The sequence below is a fragment of the Bradyrhizobium sp. I71 genome (assembly GCF_022354745.1).
Classification (GTDB): domain Bacteria; phylum Pseudomonadota; class Alphaproteobacteria; order Rhizobiales; family Xanthobacteraceae; genus Bradyrhizobium; species Bradyrhizobium liaoningense.
The window spans coordinates 1,071,542-1,091,760 of sequence record NZ_CP059398.1; the positions used below are offsets into that span (position 1 = coordinate 1,071,542).

At 66.5% G+C, this 20,219-nt stretch carries 17 protein-coding genes; 6 read left to right on the forward strand and 11 right to left on the reverse strand.

Features of this window, described 5'->3' with window-relative positions:
* Nucleotides 1-27 precede the first annotated feature (27 nt).
* Together FJV43_RS05365 and FJV43_RS05370 are read left to right on the forward strand one after the other, a co-directional pair.
* Nucleotides 28-708 (forward strand): response regulator transcription factor, encoded by a 681-nt coding sequence (locus FJV43_RS05365; protein ID WP_239625170.1) that lies wholly within the window; start codon nt 28-30, stop codon nt 706-708.
* The gene (locus tag FJV43_RS05370) at nt 705-2,066 is read left to right on the forward strand and encodes a HAMP domain-containing sensor histidine kinase (RefSeq protein WP_239625172.1); all 1,362 of its coding nucleotides are present in this window, start codon (nt 705-707) and stop codon (nt 2,064-2,066) included. The genes FJV43_RS05365 and FJV43_RS05370 overlap by 4 nt, the downstream gene beginning before the upstream one ends.
* Before the next feature lie 141 nt (nt 2,067-2,207).
* Here the strand turns inward: FJV43_RS05370 and FJV43_RS05375 are convergent, their stop codons facing one another.
* The 3 genes from FJV43_RS05375 to FJV43_RS05385 form a co-directional block, all read right to left on the reverse strand.
* Complete coding sequence (locus FJV43_RS05375; RefSeq protein WP_028177426.1) at nt 2,208-2,564, reverse strand: hypothetical protein; 357 nt, start codon at nt 2,562-2,564, stop codon at nt 2,208-2,210.
* A gap of 352 nt (nt 2,565-2,916) precedes the next feature.
* Nucleotides 2,917-3,507, reverse strand: a complete 591-nt coding sequence (locus FJV43_RS05380) for a DUF2147 domain-containing protein (protein WP_239625173.1) — start codon at nt 3,505-3,507, stop codon at nt 2,917-2,919.
* A 105-nt stretch (nt 3,508-3,612) separates the two neighbouring features.
* The gene (locus FJV43_RS05385; RefSeq protein ID WP_239625175.1) at nt 3,613-4,641 is read right to left on the reverse strand and encodes an NAD(P)/FAD-dependent oxidoreductase; all 1,029 of its coding nucleotides are present in this window, start codon (nt 4,639-4,641) and stop codon (nt 3,613-3,615) included.
* Nucleotides 4,642-4,823: 182 nt separating this feature from the next.
* Between FJV43_RS05385 and FJV43_RS05390 the strand changes: the two genes are divergently transcribed.
* Nucleotides 4,824-5,291: a thioesterase family protein gene (locus FJV43_RS05390; protein WP_239625177.1), complete on the forward strand. Its 468-nt coding sequence runs from the start codon at nt 4,824-4,826 to the stop codon at nt 5,289-5,291.
* A 15-nt stretch (nt 5,292-5,306) separates the two neighbouring features.
* On the opposite strand, the gene FJV43_RS05395 is transcribed toward FJV43_RS05390, so the two are convergent.
* Both FJV43_RS05395 and FJV43_RS05400 read right to left on the reverse strand, forming a co-directional pair.
* Nucleotides 5,307-5,627, reverse strand: coding sequence for a 2Fe-2S iron-sulfur cluster-binding protein (locus FJV43_RS05395; protein WP_018642875.1), 321 nt, complete (start codon nt 5,625-5,627; stop codon nt 5,307-5,309).
* Nucleotides 5,628-5,796: 169 nt separating this feature from the next.
* Complete coding sequence (locus tag FJV43_RS05400; protein WP_239625178.1) at nt 5,797-6,171, reverse strand: Hpt domain-containing protein; 375 nt, start codon at nt 6,169-6,171, stop codon at nt 5,797-5,799.
* 395 nt (nt 6,172-6,566) lie between these two features.
* Here FJV43_RS05400 and FJV43_RS05405 point away from each other — a divergent pair, with 395 nt between their 5' ends.
* Complete coding sequence (locus FJV43_RS05405; RefSeq protein ID WP_239625180.1) at nt 6,567-12,206, forward strand: negative regulator of septation ring formation; 5,640 nt, start codon at nt 6,567-6,569, stop codon at nt 12,204-12,206.
* A 250-nt stretch (nt 12,207-12,456) separates the two neighbouring features.
* Here the strand turns inward: FJV43_RS05405 and FJV43_RS05410 are convergent, their stop codons facing one another.
* The 3 genes from FJV43_RS05410 to FJV43_RS05420 are packed head-to-tail and all read right to left on the reverse strand — an operon-like array spanning nt 12,457 to nt 15,265.
* Nucleotides 12,457-13,329: an MlaD family protein gene (locus FJV43_RS05410; protein ID WP_239625181.1), complete on the reverse strand. Its 873-nt coding sequence runs from the start codon at nt 13,327-13,329 to the stop codon at nt 12,457-12,459.
* 29 nt (nt 13,330-13,358) lie between these two features.
* Nucleotides 13,359-14,129 (reverse strand): ABC transporter ATP-binding protein, encoded by a 771-nt coding sequence (locus FJV43_RS05415; RefSeq protein WP_239625183.1) that lies wholly within the window; start codon nt 14,127-14,129, stop codon nt 13,359-13,361.
* Nucleotides 14,130-14,131: 2 nt separating this feature from the next.
* The gene (locus FJV43_RS05420) at nt 14,132-15,265 is read right to left on the reverse strand and encodes an ABC transporter permease (RefSeq protein ID WP_239625184.1); all 1,134 of its coding nucleotides are present in this window, start codon (nt 15,263-15,265) and stop codon (nt 14,132-14,134) included.
* A gap of 134 nt (nt 15,266-15,399) precedes the next feature.
* Here FJV43_RS05420 and dgcA point away from each other — a divergent pair, with 134 nt between their 5' ends.
* A complete protein-coding gene (dgcA, locus tag FJV43_RS05425) occupies nt 15,400-16,395 on the forward strand; it encodes an N-acetyl-D-Glu racemase DgcA (protein ID WP_239625186.1) in 996 nt (331 codons plus the stop codon).
* Here dgcA and FJV43_RS05430 read toward each other — a convergent pair.
* Nucleotides 16,365-17,561 (reverse strand): major facilitator superfamily domain-containing protein 6, encoded by a 1,197-nt coding sequence (locus FJV43_RS05430; RefSeq protein ID WP_239625188.1) that lies wholly within the window; start codon nt 17,559-17,561, stop codon nt 16,365-16,367. The two genes, dgcA and FJV43_RS05430, sit on opposite strands and share 31 nt — an antisense overlap.
* A gap of 75 nt (nt 17,562-17,636) precedes the next feature.
* Here FJV43_RS05430 and FJV43_RS05435 point away from each other — a divergent pair, with 75 nt between their 5' ends.
* Nucleotides 17,637-18,980 carry a hypothetical protein gene (locus tag FJV43_RS05435; RefSeq protein WP_239625189.1) on the forward strand — a complete coding sequence of 448 codons (1,344 nt, stop codon included), beginning with the start codon at nt 17,637-17,639 and terminating at the stop codon, nt 18,978-18,980.
* 271 nt (nt 18,981-19,251) lie between these two features.
* Here FJV43_RS05435 and FJV43_RS05440 read toward each other — a convergent pair whose 3' ends face one another.
* Together FJV43_RS05440 and FJV43_RS05445 are read right to left on the reverse strand one after the other, a co-directional pair.
* Nucleotides 19,252-19,611 (reverse strand): hypothetical protein, encoded by a 360-nt coding sequence (locus FJV43_RS05440; RefSeq protein ID WP_239625191.1) that lies wholly within the window; start codon nt 19,609-19,611, stop codon nt 19,252-19,254.
* Between the two features lie 138 nt (nt 19,612-19,749).
* Complete coding sequence (locus FJV43_RS05445) at nt 19,750-20,193, reverse strand: RbsD/FucU domain-containing protein (RefSeq protein ID WP_239625192.1); 444 nt, start codon at nt 20,191-20,193, stop codon at nt 19,750-19,752.
* Between the last annotated feature and the right edge of the window lie 26 nt (nt 20,194-20,219).

A 20,219-nucleotide genomic window follows, 5' to 3' on the forward strand; every position in this document is an offset into this window, starting at 1 on the left:
GCCCCAGCAGAGTCAAGGACGACCCACGTGCGCTCCCTCGTGATCGAAGACGAACCGCAGATCGGCGCCTATATCAGCCGGCTGCTCGAGCAACTGCACGGTATCGTCGACCTCGTCGGCTCGATCGCTGATGCCCGCCAGGCGCTGGAAAACTTCAAATATGACCTCGCGATCGTCGACCGCATGCTGCCCGACGGCGATGCGCTCCAGGTCGTCACGGCGCTGAGCCAATCGCCGGAGCGCCCGGCGATCATCATGCTGACGTCCAAGGACGCCAAGGAGGACGTCGTCGACGGCCTCAACGGTGGCGCCGACGACTATCTCGGAAAACCGTTCGAGCCTCAGGAACTGATCGCGCGCGTGCGCGCCGTGTTGCGACGGCCCCGGCTGCTCGCGCCCTCCGTGCTCTCGCTCGGCAATGTCGAGCTGCATCTCGGCAGCAACGAAGTCGTGGTCGCCGACAGGAAGATCCTGCTGCGGCGACGCGAGGCACTGATCCTGGGGGCACTGCTGATGCGCCGCGACCGCGTCATCACCCGCGCCGCGCTGATCGAGGAGATCTACGGCTTCGACGACGAGATCGAGTCCAACACGCTGGAAGCGCAGGTTTCCCGCCTGAGGAAGAAGCTGACCGAGCTCGGCGGTGACGTCGAGATCCGCAGCATGCGCGGCATTGGCTACATCCTGCGGCTGGCGACACCGCGATGAGATCGATCGCCCGGACCTTCGCGCTGTCGCTCGGCATCGCCGCGACGACGATCTTCCTGATCATGCTCGGCGTCTTCGTCTGGCGCTATCCGGTGGACGAACGCGAGTTCAGGGCGTGTCGGGTCGTAGCCTCCATTCTCAAGAATGCCACCGTGATCGAAGGCAACACTCTGACGGTCCGCCCAACGCGGGTCCTCGAGGAGTTGAAGGCGAAGAGCCCGCAACTCTGGTACGTCGTGTCCATCGGCGATCTGATCAGTGAGTACGGCAGCGAACGCCGGCCTGCCCTTCCCTTCGCGTTGCCCCGTCACGGGCCGGTCGGCATTTCCGTCTTCAACACACTCGACCAGAAGAGCACCTTCTGCCTTGCCATGATGCAGCAGGGCGCGCTGCAATTCACGATGATGGCAGGAAAATCCCAGGTCCGGTTCCACTGGATCGCAGTGAGCTTCCTGTATCGCAACATTTTCTCGATCCTGATCGTGGCGCTGGCCTTCGCAGCGACGATCGCCGTCGGCGCGGCACTGGCCGCACGATTCGTCTCGCGCGGCATCGAACGGGTAGCGCTTCGCGCGCTTGCGATCGACCCTGCAGCACCGCAAGGTCTGATCCCCCTGTCGGAAGTCCCCTCCGAGTTGAAGCCCCTGGTCGAGGCGCTGAACCGCGCCTTCGGCGAGATCGACGCCTATATCCGGATGCAGCGCCGCTTTCTCGGCAATGCAGCCCATCAGCTCCGCACGCCACTGACGCTGCTGCGCGCCAAGATCGACGACGTGCCCGAGCCGGGCCTGAAGGCCGAGCTGGTACGCGATGTCCGCCGCCTCACCTCGCTGGTCTCCGCCATGCTCGACCTGGCGAGGCTGCAAAATCATGCGATCGAGACAAGACCGATCGACCTGGCCCAGATCACGCTGGAGGTACTCGCCGATTTCAGTCCCTCGGCGCTGGATGCCGGCATCGAGCTTGCGCTGGAGCGCGACGGGGATGGTCCGTTCCTGGTCCAGGGCGTGGACGCCGCGGTTCGCAGCGCCCTCGCCAATCTCGTCGGCAACGCCCTCATCCACGCCCGTGGCGCGCGCCGCATCGTCGCCATGCTCAGCCGCGATGGCGTTTCGATCCACGATGACGGTGCGGGCCTGCCCGATGGCGCCGGACACAAGCTGATCGAGCCGTTTCAGACCGGCAACACCGCCGGCGACGGCGCAGGCCTCGGCCTGTCGATCGTCCGCGAGATCATGGCCGCCCACGGCGGCGAGTTGCTCGCCTCTTCCACGCCCGGCAGCGGCACGACGATGAGCCTGCGCTTTCCCGCCGCCGCCCCGGTCAGATCTTCGCAGCTCGATCTGCAAGAGCGTTGAGCCGGTTATCGTCGTTCCACGGCGCACGACGTGCGAACTCTGGTGCGCCATTGCGCACCTGAGAATCTCGCGCAACGACCTCCGGATTCCGGGTTCGACGCTCCCGCGTCGTCCCGGAACGACATCGAAGTCTTATGGCGTCTAGGTCATGCTGCCCGGCATGAAGCAGCGCACGCGCGGATGACCGTCGATATAGTGCTTCCAGACCATGGTGCGGCCGAACTTGTTCGGCACGGTGATCACGGCACCGTCGGGCACCACGACCCATTCGTCGTCGATCCGCACGCGGTAGCGGCCGCGATCCGACTCCCAATCGACGTCGGCAATGACGTAGCCGTCGGCATCCGAGCAGCACTGCCCGAATTCGCTGTGCAGACTCTCGAACCAGGGTTTCAGGGGCGAGTTGGCGTAGCGGCCGTCGTCGCGCGCCAGCGCCGAAGCCGCGAGCAGCGTCGTCAACCCCAGCAGCGTGGCCGCGCCTGATATGGCAGGTCTCATGTCGTCTCCGCGGTCGAAGTGATCGCCGCGAGGCAAACGCTGCCGTCCGCCCTCCGCGTGGTGCGCGGCGGGCGTGGAGACGGCGACTCGCTCCCCCAGCAGCTTTGCCGACAGCTATGCAAATCCAGCGCCAGCGCGCATTCCGGGGAACTACTGGAGCGAAGCCGGCACACGTTCCCCTTTGGGCGAACGTGGCCGCACGGGCCGTTCAGGGATGAGGAGGGAGCGATACCGCACTGGCTACGCCACTGGAGCCTGTCACCGGGCTCGCCGAAGGCAAGAGCCGGTGGCGGGGAACGAGCTTGCGCCGAAGCTACGGCCGTCGAGGCGGCACAGTGCGCGCAGTACGCCTCTACTGCTTCGGCGGCGCCATCATCGCACCGCCCTTCTTCGCCGCTGGTGCCGTCGGCTTTGCGGCGGCGGCCTGCGCAGGGAGATATTTTGCCACGATGGCGGGATCGATCTGCGCGATGTTGGCATCCGGCAGGCGCGTCCAGGTCTCGTCCTTGCCGAGCAGCGCGATGCCGAGATAGCCGCGCAGCGTCAGGGTCTGGCCGTCGGGGCTGATCCGCATGTTGGCCTTCCAGATCTGACCGTCGCGCGGATTAAGCACGTTGCCACCTTCGTACTTCAATCCTTCGCGCTTCATGTTGCGGACGAATGAAATGCCGAGCACCGGCGCGTTCTTGCGATCGTCGGTGCACTTGCTGCAAACCTCGTTCGGGTTGTCGGTTGGCCGCGGGAAGGTCTTTGCGATCACACCTTCGAAGACGCCGTTGCGGTCGATGAAGAGGAACCATCCGACTGTCTTGCCGTCTTCGACCTTCTGCCAGAGGCCCGCCGCCGTGGGCTCGGTGGTCTGCGCCGCACACGGGCTCACCGTCGCGAGCGACAATGCGAGCGCGAGGAAGGAGAGCAGCCGAAAGCTGGAAAAATTCCGCATGAGATCACCTTGCTATTCCACGACCGGAATGGCCGCAGACTACGGCGATTTCGCGAACGGTTCCAGCACCAGAAACATGGGGCACCGCCTCCCCACTGCGTTCCCTCAGTTGACACCGAGCTTCTTTTGCAGGCTGGAGGACGAAGTCGTGTACTGGAACACGAGCCGCTTCTCCGGATAGACGTAGCGATGGGCTTTTTGCGACATCAGCGCGCCCTCGTGGAAGCCGCACAGGATCAACTTCAGCTTGCCCGGATAGGTGTTGATGTCGCCGATGGCGAAGATGCCTGATACGTTGGTCTCGAACGCGGATGTCTCGACCGGCACCAGATTGTTCTCCAGCGCAATGCCCCAGTTCGCGACCGGGCCGAGCTTCATCGTCAGCCCGAAGAACGGCAGCATGGTATCGCAGGCGATTTCGCTCACGCTGTTGTCATTGCCCTTGATGGTCGCGCCGGTGAGCCGGCCGTCAGCGCCGGAGAGCGCGGTGACCTGGCCGAGGCGCAGATCCATCTTGCCGCCGGCAACCAGCGCGCGCATCTGCTCGACGCTGTGGGGTGCGGCGCGAAACTCGTCCCGTCGGTGCAACAGCGTGATGCGCTTGGCCAAGGGATGCAGGTTGAGCGTCCAGTCGAGCGCGGAGTCGCCGCCGCCGACGACCAGCACGTTCTTGTCGCGGAACGTCTCCATCTTGCGCACGGCGTAATGAACCGAAGTGCCTTCATAGGCCTCGATGCCCGGCACCGGCGGACGCTTGGGCTGGAACGAGCCGCCGCCGGCCGCGATCACCACCACCTTGCATTCGAACACCTTGCCGGCATCCGTGGTGCAGCGGAAGGCGGGATCGCCAATCTTCTCCACGGTCTCGACCATCTCACCGAGATGGAAGGTCGGATGAAACGGCTTGATCTGCTCCATCAGCGCGTCGGTGAGTCCCTGCCCGGAGACATGCGGAATGCCGGGAATGTCGTAGATCGGTTTTTCCGGATAGAGCTCGGCACACTGGCCGCCGACCTTGTCGAGGATGTCGACAAAATGCGTCTTCATGTCGAGAAGGCCGAGCTCGAAGGCGGCGAACAGACCGCAAGGGCCGGCGCCAATAATCAGCACATCGGTTTTGATCACGTCGCTCATGTCGTCTCTTTGTTGGTCGTTATCGGTTGGACGGCGCCCGTCGGGCAGAGGTGACCCTGCCTGTCTAGCCAACGGGGATGGAACAGGGAAGGCATAAAAGCGGGAGCGCCCCGCAGCCGCGCCCACTTGCCGGGCCAAAATAACTGGGTTGTAACGAGGTTGGATATGACGGAGATCAATCGGTGAACGCACCCGCCCGCCTCGACATGACGCCGCGCCTTGAGGACTTTCCGTTTCGCCTCAGCGACAACGTCCGCTTCGGCGACCTTGACCCGAACCAGCACGTCAACAACGCGGTCTACGCCACCTATTTCGAAACCGGCCGTGTCACGCTGATGAAGCTTCCCGAATACGGGCTGACCCCGCCGGGTCTCGCCTGGATCATGGTGCGGCTCGACATGCATTTTCGCGCCGAGCTGCACTGGCCGAATGCGATCGAGCTTGGCCTTGGGGTGGTGAAGCTTGGACGGACGTCCGTGACCTTCGAACAGGTCGTGTTCTCGAACGGGACGTGCATTGCGTCAGCGACGTCGGTCGGCGTCCTGCTCGACGAGGCCACGCGGCGACCCGCGCCGCTCACCGCAGAGGTGATCGAGAAGCTCAGACCCTGGCACAAGCGCGGAATCGAGGTCGCGGCACCGCGCAGTTGAATTGGCGAGGGACGATCAGGCCTGACGTTCCGGCGTCGCCACCACGAGACCGTCGAGGTCGTCGGAAACCTTGATCTGGCAAGACAGGCGCGAATTCGGGCGCACGTCGAAGCCGAAGTCGAGCATGTCCTCTTCCATCGGCGTCGGGCTGCCGACCTTCTCGCGCCAGGCTTCGTCGACATAGACATGGCAGGTCGCGCAGGCGCAGGCGCCGCCGCATTCGGCTTCGATACCGGGAATGCTGTTGCGGATCGCGGCTTCCATCACGGTTGCGCCGTTCTCGATTTCTACCGTGCGGGTTTCGCCCTTGTGGTCGACAAAGTGAATCTTGGCCATGTGTGCTCGTACTGCCGCGGTGCTGGGAATGAAGGAGGGTCCGGGCTGTCCTATAACGGGTCGGTTAGCCCGGCGCCATAGCGTTTTGATGCGAAGAATGATTCCCGCTTTGCGGGAAGAAAACGCGTCAAAACAAAAGACTAGGGGCCCGTCTCCGACCGTATCGGGCTTACGGCTTCAGGATCGCCTCGATGGCGGCGCGGGCCTCGGTCACCGCCTCTTTCAGAGCGGCGAAGGCATGGGACCGGTCATGGCCGGTCCGGATCGCACACTCCAGGCCGGCTGCGGCATCGGCCACCGCAAAGGCGCCTATCCCGCGCGCCGAACCTTTGAGCTTGTGCGCGAGCGCGCCGGCATCGGCCGGACTCGCAGCCATCGCCGCGAGCAGGCGGCCCGCCTGCTCGGCGAACATCGCCAGCACTTCTCGCTCCAGTTCAATGTCGCCGAGCGTCATCCGGGAGAGGTGATCGAGGTCGAGCGGACTGTCGATCGGTGCAAGCGGGGGCGAAGGCATCCAGTCCATCCGTTGCAGTTCAGGCGTCATGGCGCAGGCCCCGGCGTCGCGCGGCGGCCGCCGGTCCGGCGGTCAGGTTCCCTCAGCCAAGCACGAAAATGGTTAACGAAATGTTCCAGCCGTTTGACGCAGATCTGCCCGCTTGTTGACGGAAAGTTGCCGCAATCTGCCGAGTCCGGTGGAGAATTGCATTTATTGCTAAGGCGTTAGGGCGCGATCCTGTTAACGATGATTAAGATTGTCTTAATCGCAGGCATTTCATTCGCGACGCTCTGCCAATAGGATGTTGCGGAAATTGGCGGACAAGCCGTCCGGGTGGGAACGGCTCGGAGATCCGCGCAAGCGGCATGATCCGGTCTGTGGGCTTGCGCCGAGCGCAGGGCTCGCGGGGGGACGCGTACAAGTAACGAGGGCTCGGACTGAACATGGCGAACACTCCGAAAAAGGTCAAAGACCCCACAGAAGTTGCGCTTTCTGCGATCCAGGAAGCCCTGAACATCAGTGACACGGCTGCCGATACCAGTCGCAACGCCACCGCGCGCAACGAAGCGGCGCCCCCGGTGCCGCCGGCGCCCCCGATCTTCGACGAACCGAGCTTCGAGCCGCGACCGGCCGCCAATGAGCGCTCGACCGTGTTTGATACGGTCGAGGAGCCGCTCTCATCGCGCCGCGCCGCGAATGACGACCGCGAGACCATCGGCCAGCTGCTCCAGGCGCTTCAGAAGGGCCGCCCTGCCCGCAGCGTCTACACCTTCGCCACCATCTTCGCCGGCGTCTGGCTCGCCGCCTGCGCCGCGCTGACCGTCGGCTTCCTGCCCTCGATCCAGGCCGCCATGGGCCAGAGCGGCGGCGTCCTCGTCATCGCCGGCCTGATCGCGATGGTCTTCGCGCCGATCATGCTGTTCTACTTCCTCGCCAGCCTCGTCTGGCGCGGCCAGGAAATGCGCATGATCGCGCAGGCGATGGCGCAGGTCGCGATCCGCTTCTCCGAGCCCGAAGGCTCGGCCTCCGATTCCATGGTCACCGTCGGCCAGGCCATCCGCCGCGAGGTCGCGGCGATGGGCGACGGCATCGAGCGCGCGATTGCGCGCGCCGGCGAGCTCGAGACGCTGGTCGCCAACGAGGTCGCCGCGCTGGAGCGCGCCTATAGCGACAACGAGGTGCGCATCCGCGCCCTGCTCCAGGACATCGCGCATCAGCGCGACAATCTGGTCGGCCAGGCCGAGCAGGTCCGCAGCGCCATCTCCGGCGTGCAGATCGATCTGCGCCACGACATCGCGCTGATCTCCGATGCGATCGCCTCCCGCGTCGACGAGGTTGCGAAGTCTATCACCGGCGCGCTCGAAGAGCGCGGGGCCCACATCACGCAGGCGCTGAGCAATGCCGGTGACAACATGATCCTGGCGCTCGGCGAGCGCGGCGGCGACCTGCTCGACCGCCTCGAGGAAGCCAGCAACGAGACCACGCGCGCGGTGCTCGACGCCAGCGAGCGGCTGACCACCAGCCTCAACTTCAAGACCGGCCACGTCCACGACGAGTTCGTCGACCTCGCCGACCGCGTCCACGAGATGCTGAACGAGCGCATCGACCGCATCACCGGCGAATTCGAGCAGCGCTCCGCCGCGATCGTCGACGGCATCTCCGAGCGTACCGAGCAGGTGCACGATTCCCTGAAGAATTCGTCGGACTCGCTGCTGCTCGAGCTCGAGCTGCGCTCCAACGACCTCTCGGCCAAGATCGACGACGCCGGCAACCGGCTCGCCAACCACATCATGACGAGCGGCGACAAGGCGAGCGAGGCGCTCGACGCCACCGTCAACACCCTGGTCGCCAAGGTCGTCAGCCAGACCGAGACCGCGCACGACTCGCTGTCGCTGCAGATGAGCGCCTTCGACGAGCTGGTGAGGAACCAGGGCACCGAGCTGGTCGAGAAGTTCGCCCGCGACTCCGGCACACTGGGCGCGCTGATCACGCGCCACATCTCCGAGTTCGATCGCACCGTGAAGACCTTCGGCGGCGAGATCGTCGAGCGCATGGGCCAGCGCACGCAGGACATCGCCGAGACGCTGAAGACCTATGTCGACAATTTCGATACCCGCTTCACGGCGAACGGCGGCGAGATCACGGCGGTGCTCGACCAGCGCCTCGTGCAATTCGAGACCACGGTCGGCGAACGCGTCAGCAATCTCGACGCCTCGCTGAACGGCAAGATCGCCAGCCTCGACGGCACGATCGAAGGCCACATCAGGACCTTCGACGACCAGCTCGTCGGCCGGGTCGCCGCGCTCGAACAGTCGTTCGACAGCCGCGCGAAGTCCATGACCGAAACCATCGACGGACGCATCAACACGCTGGCGACGTCGCTGACCGACGGTGCCGCGCAGGCGATCCAGTCGATCGACAGCCGCCTCACCTACCTCACGACCTCGCTGACCGACGGCGCATCCCAGACCATCCAGTCGATCGACACGCGGCTGACGCACCTCACGACGACGCTCACCGGCGGCGCGACGCAGGCGCTCGAATCCATCGATTCCCGCCTCACCTACCTGACCACCGCCGTGACCAACGGCGCCTCGCAGGCCGTGCAGTCGATCGACACGCGCCTCACGCTGCTGAGCTCGACGCTCACGGACGGCACCGCGCAGGCGATCGAGGCGGTCGACCGCCGCATCACCGGCGTCACCGAGATCATCGACGGACGCAGCACGCACCTGACCGACACGGTCACGGCGCGCTTCCAGGAGATCCATCAGGCCATCGAGACCAAGGTCGGCTCGGTCGCCAGCGACATCGACGTGCGCGTGGCGCAGTTCGAGGACCTGCTCGGCTCGCGCGTCGAGGCCGTCGCCGGCCGCATCGAGAGCAGCGGACGCCAGGCCAGCGAGGACATGATGTCCCGCGCCGAGATGATCTCGACCGCGATCCGCTCGCATGTCGAGGACGCCGAGCGCTCGCTCACCAACCTCGTCGTCAACACCAGCGAGACGATCCAGACCGGCGCGCGCACCGCTCAGCAGTCGCTGCTGACGGTCTCCTCCGACGTCAACGCCCAGCTCAGGATGACCTCGGCCGAGGTCGAGCAGGCGCTGACCGCGGTCGGCACCGGTGCGGCGAACTCGATCCTGACCAGCGCCCGCGAAGCGCAGTCGACGCTGGTCGCGGCATCGGGCGATGCCTCCAACCAGATCAAGGGGCTCGCGGCCGACGTCGAACGCACGCTGTCGGCAGCCGGCGCTGCCACCGCAGCCTCGATCCTGGCCGGCGCCCGCGAGGTGCAGACCACCCTCGTTACCGCTTCCTCGGACGCGGCCAACCAGGTCAAGACTCTCACCGCCGACGTGCAGCGTTCGCTCACCATGGCCGGCACCACCACGGCGGAATCGATCACCGCCGGCGCCCGCGATGCGCAGAGCGCGCTGGTCGCGGCTTCGACCGAGACCGCCAACCAGATCAAGGCGCTGTCCTCGGACATGCAGCGCTCGCTCACGATGGCGGGCACCTCGACGGCCGAGACCATCATGAGCGGCGCCCGCGAGGCTCAGAGCACGCTGGTCACGGCGTCCTCGGATGCGGCGAGCCAGGTCAAGTCGCTCGCGGCCGAAGTGCATCGTTCGCTCTCGCAGGTCGGCCAGTCGACCGCCGAGACGATCACCACCAGCGCCCGCGACGCCCAGAGCACCCTGCTCGCGGTCTCGGCCGAACAGACCAGCCAGGTCCGTTCGCTCGCGGCCGAGATGCAGCGCGCGCTGGCGACCGCCGGCGGCGCCACCATCGAGGCGCTCACCAGCGGCGTTCGCGAGGCCCAGGGCTCGCTGATCTCCGCCTCGAGCGATGCGGCGAGCCAGATCAAGTCGCTGACGACGGACATCGAGCGCACGCTGACCGCGGTCGGCGCCGACACCGCCTCGACCATCCTCAGCAGCGCGCGTGAGGCGCAGATCTCGCTGACCTCGACCTCGGCCGACGCAGCGAGCCAGATCCGCACGATCTCGACCGAGATCGAGCGGACGCTGAGCGCGGCGGCCGCCAACGCGACCAACGACATCCAGACCAGCGCGCTCAACGCCCAGAACGCGCTGATCTCGGCCTCCAACGAGGCGAGCTCGCGGGTCAAGTCGAGCTCGGCCGACGTCGAGCGCTCCGTGCTCGCCGCCAGCAGCAGCTTCGGCCAGGCCATGACCGGCAAGACCGACGAGATCGTCACCTATGTGCAGCAGCAGGCCGACCGCCTGTCGAACATGATCGACGCCAAGCGCGGCGCGCTGGTCGACGCCATCGGCTCGAAGACCAGCCAGCTCACGCTCGACATCGACCGCGTCACCTCCGATGCGCTGAAGTCGATCGAGACGCGCGGCCAGGCCTTCTCGCAGACCATGATGGGCAACGGCTCGGAAGTCGCCCGCACCATCAACGCGGCGAGCGAGATCGCCACCAGCGCGGTCGGCAAGTCGCTCAAGGACCTCGAGCAGGCCTCGCGTTCCGCGATCGACCAGTCGCGCCAGGTCTCGATCGCGGCCGTCACCGAGATGCAGGAGACCAGCAAGATCCTGCGCACCGACACCGTGGCGCTGTTCGAGCGTCTGCGCGAAGGCAACATCCTGCTCCAGGAGGTGCTGACCGGTGCGCACGACAACCTCAACTCGCTCGAGCGGGCGCTGGTGACGCGCGTCGCCGACTTCGTCTCGGCGATGAACGACGTCACCTCGCGCAACGGCGATGCGACGCAGAACCTGGAAGAGCAGCTCAACGTCTTCAACAGCAAGACCACCAAGGCGCTGCAGGATCTCGGCGAGCTGTCGATCCAGTTCGACAAGCACGGCCAGGCGCTGGTCGAGGCCGCGCAGGTCGTCGAGCAGAGCAACAAGAACACCACCGCCTCGCTCGCCGAACGCAAGCAGGCGCTGGAATCGCTCGTCACCACCATCGACCTGCGCACCGCCGATCTGGACCAGCGGCTGTCGCGCTTCACCGGACTGCTCGATGAATCCCTTGCGGCCGCCGAAGAGCGCGCCCGCGACATCGCCCGCGTGGTCGCCGAGACCGCCGGCGCAGGCTCGGCCGCGATCACCCGCCAGTTCGAGGCGGTGCGCGCGGCGTCCGAGGAGGAGCACCGCCAGACCATCGAGGCGATGCACGACATCTACCGCCAGACCACGGACGAGGCGGATACGATGTTCAAGCAGTCGACCGAGAAGTTCACCAACCTCGTCTCCAGCATGAAGCAGATGGCCTTCGAGATGCACAACGAGCTCGAAGCCACCCGCAACGAGCTGCGCCGCGGCGTGCTCGAGATGCCGCAGGAGGCTGCCGAGAGCACCGCGCAGATGCGCAAGGTGATCGTCGACCAGATCGAGGCCCTCGCCGAGCTCAACCGCATCGTGGCCCAGCATGGCCGCGGCCTCGACGTCACCACGGCGGGCCGCGCCAGCGTGCAGCGCCAGGAAGAGCCGGTGTTGGCGGCCGTCGGCGGCCGGGCTCCCGAGACCCGCATGCGCGACACCGGCAGCGCCTCGACGCTGCCGCCGCCGGACCTCGGCATGCCGGCTCCCTCGCGCCGCACCGAAGCGCCGCCGGTCGCACCCGCCGGCAACGACCAGGGCCGCGACGGCTGGCTGTCGGACCTGTTGAGCCGCACGGACGCCAACCAGGGCGCTCCGACCGGCCGTGAGGCCGCCCGCGGCCGCCCTGCCCCCGCGCCGCTGCCGCAGGCCCCGCAAGGTGGCGGCAATCCGCTGGAATCGCTGTCGCTCGACATCGGCCGGCTGATGGACCGCAACCTCGCCGCCGAGATGTGGGACCGCTACCAGCGCGGCGAGAACAAGGCCTTCACCAAGCGCCTCTACACGCCCGCCGGCCAGAAGGCGTTCGACGAGGTCGCCCGCAAGTACCGCGCCGACCGCAACTTCAAGGGCACGGTCGACCGCTACGTCGCCGAGTTCGAGCGCCTGCTCGACGAGGTCGCCCGCGACGGCCGCGGCCCGCAGGAGCTGCGCAGCCACCTCACCTCGGAGACGGGGCTGGTGTACACGCTGCTCGCGCACGCGGCGGGCCGGCTGGGGTAAGCGCAGCTCGCGAATAGCGAATGGCGAATGAAAAGCGGAGGCCTCGTGGCCTCCGTTTTTGTTTTGCGTTCATCCTCGCTCCCGTGCCCCGGACGCAGCGCAGCGCGTCGCCCCTTGCGACGTGGTGCGCTGCTGAGCCGGGGCCCATGGCGCGGCATCGCACGGTGCGGTCTTCTGGATCCCGGCTCTGCGCAGCAACGCAAGAGCGTTGCAGCGCGTCCGGGACACGAGGCAGCGAACTTACTCGCTCCTACTGCCGCCGCGGCGGCGCCGCCGCCGGCTTCGGCGGCTCGGGCGGCGGGGCGGGCTGCGATGAGTTGCTGGCGCCGAACAGCACGCGGGTCGGGTTGCGGTCGAAATTGTTCACGGCGCGGCTGATGTCGCCGAGGGTGCGGCGGCCGTCGGCCATCAGCGCGCCGGAGCGCTTGTCGAAGTCGTCGGCCAGCTCGCGGATCGACTTCACCGCCTGGAACAGCTCGCCGCCGTCCTTGCCGCCGGCCAGCGTGTTGAGGCCGAGCATGAGACTGTCGGCCTTGAGCATGACGCCGTCGACCTTGGCCATCACGGCGTCGATCTTCTCGGAATTGCGCGCCAGCGAGTTGGTGAAGGTCTCGAGGTTCTTGAGCGAGTTCTTCACCGACTCCTGATTGTCGGCGACGATCTTGTTGATGTTCTGCAGCGTGCCGCGGATCGCCTCGGTGACGTCCTGCAGCTTGTTGGGATCGGCGGTGAGCGTCGGGATGCCGTCCTGGTCGAGCGGCGGCGGGGCCGCGGCCTCGTCGCCGCCCTTGAGCGAGATCGCGGCGACCCCGGTGAGGCCCTGGAATTCGAGGCCGACCAGGGTGTCCTTGCGGATCGGCGCGTTGTTCTCGATCATGGCCAGTGCGACAACCCGCCGCGGGTTGTCCAGCTTCACCGAGACCACCTCGCCCACCCTGATACCGTTGAAATTGACGCTGCCGCCGTTGCGCAGGCCCGCTGCGGGCCCCTCGAACACGACGCGCAGAGGGCTGCGCTGCTTGGTGGTGTGCAGCGACTGGAACCACAGCACGAAGCCGATCGCCGCGGCGATCACCGCCAGCGTGAACGAGCCGATCAATACGTAATTCGCCCGCGTTTCCATCAGGTGCTCCGGCTACTCGACCCAGCTCTTCAACCCATGACCGCGCGGGCGCGCTTGCCATGAAAATACTGCCTCAGCCAGGGATGCTGCGAGGCCTGCATGTCGGCGATCGACCCTGCCGCAATGATCTTACCGTTCCCTAAAACGGCGATGCGGTCGCATGCGGTGTAAAGGCTGTCGAGATCGTGGGTTACCATGAAAACCGTCAGCCCCAAAGTGCGCTGGAGGGTCCTGACCAGCTCGTCGAAATCGCCGGCGCCGATCGGGTCGAGGCCCGAGGTCGGCTCGTCCAGGAAGACGAGGTCCGGATCGAGCGACAATGCCCGCGCCAGCGCCACGCGCTTGATCATGCCGCCGGAGAGCTCGGACGGGAAACGCTCGGCGACTTCGGGCTTGAGCCCGACCATCGTGAGCTTGGCCATGGTGATCTCGTCCATCAGACGCTGCGAGACGCGCAAATATTCGCGCATCGGAAACTGGATGTTCTGCCCGACGGTGAGCGAGGAGAACAGCGCGCCCTGCTGGAACAGCACGCCCCAGCGCCGCTCGACGTTGCGCCGCTGCGACGTGCTGGAGGAATCGAGGTCGACGCCGAACACCTCGATCGAGCCGGCAATTTTCGGCACCAGACCGATGATCGTGCGCGTCAACACGGATTTGCCCGCACCTGATGGGCCGACAAATCCCAAAATCTCGCCGCGCTTGACGTCGAGATTGAGCCCGTCGAGCACGCGCGTCGTGCCGAACTGCACGGTGATGTCGCGGACGCGGATGATGGGATCCTGAATCTCGCCTGCCATCGTCACATCCCGATCGAGGCGAAGAAGATGGCGAACACGCCGTCCATGACGATGACGAAGAAGATGCCCTTCACCACCGATGCGGTGGTGTGCTGACCGAGCGATTCCGCGCTGCCCTGCACGGCGAGCCCTTCGACGCAGGCGACGATGCCGATCACCGCGGCCATCACCGGCGCCTTCACCATGCCGACGATGAAATGATCGATCGAGATGGCGTCGCGCAGGCGCAGCAGGAAGGCCTCGGGCTCGACGCCGCCATAGAGCCAGGCAACCAGACCGCCGCCATAGAGCGCGGCCATCGCACCGAGGAAAGCAAGGATCGGCAGCGCCAGCACCAGCGCCAGCATGCGCGGCAGCACCAGGACCTCGATCGGATCGAAGCCCATGGTGCGCAGCGCGTCGATCTCCTCGCGCATCTTCATCGAACCGAGCTCGGCGGTGTAGGCGCTGCCGGAGCGGCCCGCGACCATGATCGCGACCAGCAGCACGCCGATCTCGCGCAGCACCAAGACGCCCAGCATGTCGACGACGAAGATGTCGGCGCCGAAGCGGCGGAAATGGAAGATGCCTTGTTGCGCGATGATGCAGCCGATCAGGAAGGTGATCAGCACGATGATCGGCACCGCGCGCCAGCAGACCTGCTCCATGTGGTGCACGGTCGAGGTCAGGCGGAACGAGCGCGGGTGGATCAATACGCGAATCCCCGCCGCGAGCACCGCGCCGAGCATGTCGACGAGGCCTGTCACGGTCCCGGCCACACCGGCCACGGTCCGGCCGATCTGCTCCAGCATGCCGGAGATGGTGATCGTGCTGCTGTCGTCCACCTGGGTCGCCCGCACCCGCCGCACCTCGTCCACGAGGCTGGAATAATTGGCGGAGAGGCCCGCGATCTGCGCCTCGACAGCGCCCTGGGTCAGGCTGCGGCGCAGCCGCTCGATCAGCCAGGCGCCGAAAGTATCGAGCTTGGCGACCTCGGAGACGTCGATGAAGATGCTTTGCGGGGTGCCTGCGAGCTTCTCGGCGTCAGCCACCATCCGCTCCAGGACCGGCGCGAAGCTCGCGGTCCAGGTCCCGGTAGCGCAAAGTGCCAGCGCGTTGCCCTTGGCAATCCGTTCGAGCTTCGGATCGCTGCTCAAGATATCCGCTCCCGTATCGGGGCGGAGAAAATCAGATTGTTGCGCACGCGCCCTTACCCAGAGAAGGTATCCCCAAGTGGTTAATGTTAGTTGATAGAGGTAACTAGCCGGTTCAGATTTCGCCAGAGTTCAAAATGACTTCCTTGAAATTTGCAGCCTTGGCGGCGCGAATCGAGCGCTTCCCGATCGCAGGCAGCTTCACCATCAGCCGAGGGGCCAAGACCGAGGCCGTGACCGTCGTGGCGGAGGTAAGCCGGGACGGCCTGACCGGCCGCGGCGAGTGCGTGCCCTATCCCCGCTACGGCGAGACGCCCGAGGCGACGCTGGCCGCCATTCAGGCCATGCAGCAGGCCCTCGCGGGCGGGCTCACCCGGCAGGCCCTCCAGGCCGCCATGCCCCCCGGTGCGGCCCGCAACGCCCTGGATTGCGCCCTGATTGACCTCGAGGCCAAGGCGGCGGGCCTGCGGGCCTGGAACCTGCTCGGCCGCCCGACGCCCGGAGAGCGCATCACCGCCTACACGATCTCGTTAGCGGCCCCCGAGGCCATGGCCGCGGCGACCGCCAAGGCGGCGCACCGGCCGCTGCTCAAGATCAAGCTCGGCGGCGACGGCGATCCGGAGCGGATCGCAGCGGTGCGCAAGGCCGCCCCCGAATCCGAGCTGATCGTCGACGCCAACGAGGCATGGACCGAGGCTGATCTGGAGCACAACCTCGCCGCCTGCGCCGCGGCCGGCGTCACGCTGGTGGAGCAGCCGTTGCCGGCAGGCAAGGACGAGGCGCTGGCGCGGATCAGGCGTCCGATCGCGGTCTGCGCCGACGAGAGCGTGCATGACCGCTCCTCGCTCGCGCCCCTGCGCGAACGCTACGATGCCGTGAACATCAAGCTCGACAAGACCGGTGGCCTCACCGAGGCGCTTGCCATGGCCGATGCCGCACAGGCGCTCGGCTTCGAGATCATGATCGGCTGCATGGTCGCGACCTCACTGTCGATGGCGCCGGCGATGCTGATCACCCCGCAGGCGCGCTTCGTCGATCTCGACGGACCGCTGCTGCTGGCGCGCGACCGTGACCACGGCCTGCGTTACGACGGCAGTCTGGTTTATCCGCCGGATTCTTCGCTGTGGGGATGAGCCGTGAGGCGGTGCCGCGCTGACCAGATCACGAGCGCACCGGCGGCCGCCATCGCGGCCATCACGTAATACAGGCCGTCACCGATGCGGGCGTAGATCGCGCCCGACGCGATCGAGGTCGCAGCCCCCAGGAGGCCGTTGCACGCGGCATAGTAGCCCTGCCCCCGCGCGATCTGGTGCTGCGGCACACGCCGCACCAGGAGACTCATGGTGCCGAGGATGGTCATGCCGAAGCTGAAGCCGTGGCCGAGCTGCACGACCGCGAGCAGTGCCAGCGGCGGCTCGCTGGCGGTGACGACCCAGCGCACGACGGCGCTGAGCCCCCCGATCGCCATCATCGTGGACGGATGCAGCGAGAAGCGCGGCGACAGCGCGAACACGACGATCTCGGCGATCACGCCCAGCGTCCACAGGCCGGCGATGGTCAATCCACTGATGCCATGGAGCTGCCAGTTGATGGCCGAGAAGGTGTAATAGGCGACGTGGCTGCCCTGGATCAGCGCGGCCGCGGCGATGATCGCCCAGAAGCCGGCATCGCGCAGCAGCGCCGTGCCGGCATGCCGCTCCGTCGTCCTGTGCCTGACATCGTCGAGCGGCTGCAGCAGCAAGCTGGCGAGCACCGCAACGACCGCCCAGGCCACGATGACCCAGATCAGATCGCGCGCCGCGATGACGTCGACGAGATAGCCGCAGGCGAGCGAGCCCGCGGCGAAGGCCGCCGAGCCCCATAGCCTCAGGGGTCCGTAGTCGAGCCCGTAGCGGGCGACACCGCGCAGCGCATAGGCATCGGTGAGCGGCATCGTCGGTGTCCACATCATGCAGGTCAGCGCATAGATCAGGAACAATGCCAGCGGCTGCTGCTGCAATCCGAGCGCCGTGAAGCCGACCGCGGTCGCCAGCACCGACACCATCATGGCAGCGCGAATGGCATGCCGCTTCTCGGCAAACGCGGTGACCTGCGGCAGCGTGGTGAAGCGCGTGATCGCCGGCAGCGCGTTGATGAGCCCGATCCAGGCCGCGTCGATGCCGATCGCCTTCAGCCAGACCGGAAAGAACGGCAGATGCGTGCCCGAGACCGCGAAGATGGCCGAATAGAACAGGGCGAGGCTCACGGCGAATCGCCGCTTGCTGGCTGCAGCGATGGGGATTTGTGAGTCGGGCGCCATCAAACCAATTGCGATTCGGTCGATATCGTGGTGATCGTTACAGTAACGCGCGATGATTTGCGCGACGAGATTGTCATGGCCAACGAAGCATTCGCCCTCTCGCCCATGTCTGCCCGCGCGGCCGAGCCGAACGAGCAGGATTACGACGCGATCCGCGAAGCCTTCATGGAGACCGCGCGCGGTCGCTGGTTCCTCGGCGAATACGCCAGGCGCAACCGCAATGCCGACACGCGCATGGTGCTGGACGCGGTCGCAAGGATCGAAGAAACCCTTGCAGCACAGCGACAACCCGTCGTCGAGGACCGCCTGCCCGAAGCGCTGGTCGAGATCCGCCGCGCCATCCGCGAGGCCGAGACGATCGCGATCGCGGCGGTCGATCCCGCGGCGATCGAGGCCAGCCTCGCGCCGATCCCGCGCGGGGTGCGCATCATCAAGGAGATCTCCTGGCGCTGGCGCGAGATCGGCGCCGACGGGCGAATCTGCGACCTCATTGATTCGCAGCTCGCCTCGATCGAGGCCGCCTGCGGACAGATTTCGACCATCGACCCCCGCGTCGAGCTCAAAGCCGCCTTCGATCTGCTGAGGGATCGTGTCGAGCAGCTTGACGGCGGCGCAACGCCGCAGGCCGCGCCGTCTGCCGCGCCCGCCGAGACGGCCAGCGAAGCCCCCGTGGCTTTTACGGAAACGCCGCAGGACATCGCAGCAACTCCCGAGCCCGAAGCAGCCGCTGAGAAGGCCGGCACCACCGAAGCGCTCGCCACGGCCGAGCAGGCTGTCGACGCTGCCGCCATGCCGGAAACGGTTGCCGAAAGCGACATCGCGCCCGACCAGGCCGCAGTCGAAGACGTCGCTCTCGAGGAGCCGATCGCCGAACCAGCCGCCTTCGCGGAGGCCGCCGATGCGTTCCCGCCCGATGCCGCCGCGGAAGCCGAGGACGAAGCCATACTCGAGGCCATCGCGCTGGAGATGGCCGCGCCCGATCCGGAGTTCGACGAGATCGTCGAACCGGTCGAGTTGGCCGCGCCGATGCCGGAACCGATGGCCTCGGACGCCGCAGCGCCCGTTGCCGCCGAGCTTCCGGAGCCGATCGCGTCTGAGCCTGTCGTCGCGGAAGAGCCCGCCGCGGACGCACCGATCGCGATGGACTCGCTCGCGCGCCTCACCGACGCGATTGCAGAAGCCGCCGCCGAGGTGATGGAGCAGCAGGCCCCGGCCATGGCGGCCACGGCAACGTTCGCCGCAGCGTCGACCGCGACGCTGCCGATGCCATCGCCCTTGTCCACGTCCTCACCCGAGCCCTCGCTCGGCGCCACCATCCTCGCCAGCGGCATCCTGCAGAAGCCCCGCGCGCCGGCCAACGACCCGCTCGCCCCGATCCGCCGCATGACCCAGGCCGAGAAGATCGCGTTCTTCTCGTAAGCGGTAAGTTTCTTCCGCGCCGTTCACTCGCGTGTCCCGGACAAGCGAAGCGCAGATCCGGGACCCAGACGCCATGCATTCAACTGCAACATGGGCCCCGGCTCTGCAGCGCACCGTCGAAGTGACGCTGCGCTGCGTCCGGGGCACCGGAGCGAGAAGAGGGGCACACTCTCGCATCGTCATTGCAAGCGTAGCGTAGCAATCCAGAGTGTCTCCGCGGAGAGATTCTGGATTGCTACGCTACGCTCGCAATGACGAGGCAATCAGCCGCTTACCCGCAATTCCAGATCGGCCCGATCGGTGTTCGCGTCCAGCACGGGCCGAAGCTGCCGCCATTGTAGCGGCCGCCGTTGAAGCCTGGCCGGCCGAAATAGTGCCACTCGCCATCCCAGCGGTAATATTGCGGAACCGGGTCGATGTACCAATGGCGCCGGTCGTTGCGCGCAAGGCGCCGCATCGCGTCCTTCTGCTTGTAGAGCGGAATGCTGTTGCTCAGCGGCTGCCGATAGCCAGGCAGGAAGCCGTAACCCTTCCAGACCGGCTTGGGACGCTTTTGCGCGGCCTCAGCGGGCGCGACGGACGGCAGCAGCGACAGGATGACAGCAACGAATAGACACACGAGGCGGGACATGCGTCGACCATAGACGCTCGCCTGCTGGAAGGCCATTCAAATTCGAGTGCTGGATGAATGGATCCATGCGCAGGATCATTGCACAAGATGATCGCATTCGGCTTACAGCAAGCGGTGCGTCGATCGAACGCGGCCCCGCTAGCTGATCACGCCCTTGCGGAGCAGGAAGCAGCCATAGCCTCTGCTGTCTCCGACCTGCACGACGCCAAAGCCTGCCGCCGCCGCACGATAGAAATCCGCCCGTGACAGCTTGCCGGGAGTGACGGGGCGGCCGGCGGCGCGCGCGATCTCCGCCAGCACCGCATGCTGCACCTCGGGCACGCGGTCGGGATCGTCGACCGGCATCATCACGCGCACCGGATCGGGATCGAAATCGTCGAGCGGATAGACCGACATGATGGCGCGGATGGCAGTCTCCATGCTCATGCCCGGCAGCCGGATCAGGCGCTGCGATGAGGTGCTCTGCGCAATGCGGGTGGCCGGGTGATTGGCATCGACGAAGACGAGGTCGTCGCCATGGCCCATGGAGGCGAGCAGCCAGAGAAGGTCGGGCGTCAGGATCGGATCGATCGATTTCAGCATGTGGCGGACTATCCTCCCAATCGATC

What these genes read in the sequence shown, in the direction of transcription:
- FJV43_RS05385 (WP_239625175.1), bottom strand. Translation starts at nt 4,641, where the DNA reads ATGAGCGACGTGATCAAAACCGATGTGCTGATTATTGGCGCCGGCCCT.
- FJV43_RS05445 (WP_239625192.1), bottom strand. Translation starts at nt 20,193, where the DNA reads ATGCTGAAATCGATCGATCCGATCCTGACGCCCGACCTTCTCTGGCTG.
- FJV43_RS05405 (WP_239625180.1), top strand. Translation starts at nt 6,567, where the DNA reads ATGGCGAACACTCCGAAAAAGGTCAAAGACCCCACAGAAGTTGCGCTT.
- FJV43_RS05375 (WP_028177426.1), bottom strand. Translation starts at nt 2,564, where the DNA reads ATGAGACCTGCCATATCAGGCGCGGCCACGCTGCTGGGGTTGACGACG.
- dgcA (WP_239625186.1), top strand. Translation starts at nt 15,400, where the DNA reads ATGACTTCCTTGAAATTTGCAGCCTTGGCGGCGCGAATCGAGCGCTTC.
- FJV43_RS05395 (WP_018642875.1), bottom strand. Translation starts at nt 5,627, where the DNA reads ATGGCCAAGATTCACTTTGTCGACCACAAGGGCGAAACCCGCACGGTA.
- FJV43_RS05400 (WP_239625178.1), bottom strand. Translation starts at nt 6,171, where the DNA reads ATGACGCCTGAACTGCAACGGATGGACTGGATGCCTTCGCCCCCGCTT.
- FJV43_RS05440 (WP_239625191.1), bottom strand. Translation starts at nt 19,611, where the DNA reads ATGTCCCGCCTCGTGTGTCTATTCGTTGCTGTCATCCTGTCGCTGCTG.
- FJV43_RS05370 (WP_239625172.1), top strand. Translation starts at nt 705, where the DNA reads ATGAGATCGATCGCCCGGACCTTCGCGCTGTCGCTCGGCATCGCCGCG.
- FJV43_RS05410 (WP_239625181.1), bottom strand. Translation starts at nt 13,329, where the DNA reads ATGGAAACGCGGGCGAATTACGTATTGATCGGCTCGTTCACGCTGGCG.
- FJV43_RS05415 (WP_239625183.1), bottom strand. Translation starts at nt 14,129, where the DNA reads ATGGCAGGCGAGATTCAGGATCCCATCATCCGCGTCCGCGACATCACC.
- FJV43_RS05435 (WP_239625189.1), top strand. Translation starts at nt 17,637, where the DNA reads ATGGCCAACGAAGCATTCGCCCTCTCGCCCATGTCTGCCCGCGCGGCC.
- FJV43_RS05380 (WP_239625173.1), bottom strand. Translation starts at nt 3,507, where the DNA reads ATGCGGAATTTTTCCAGCTTTCGGCTGCTCTCCTTCCTCGCGCTCGCA.
- FJV43_RS05430 (WP_239625188.1), bottom strand. Translation starts at nt 17,561, where the DNA reads ATGGCGCCCGACTCACAAATCCCCATCGCTGCAGCCAGCAAGCGGCGA.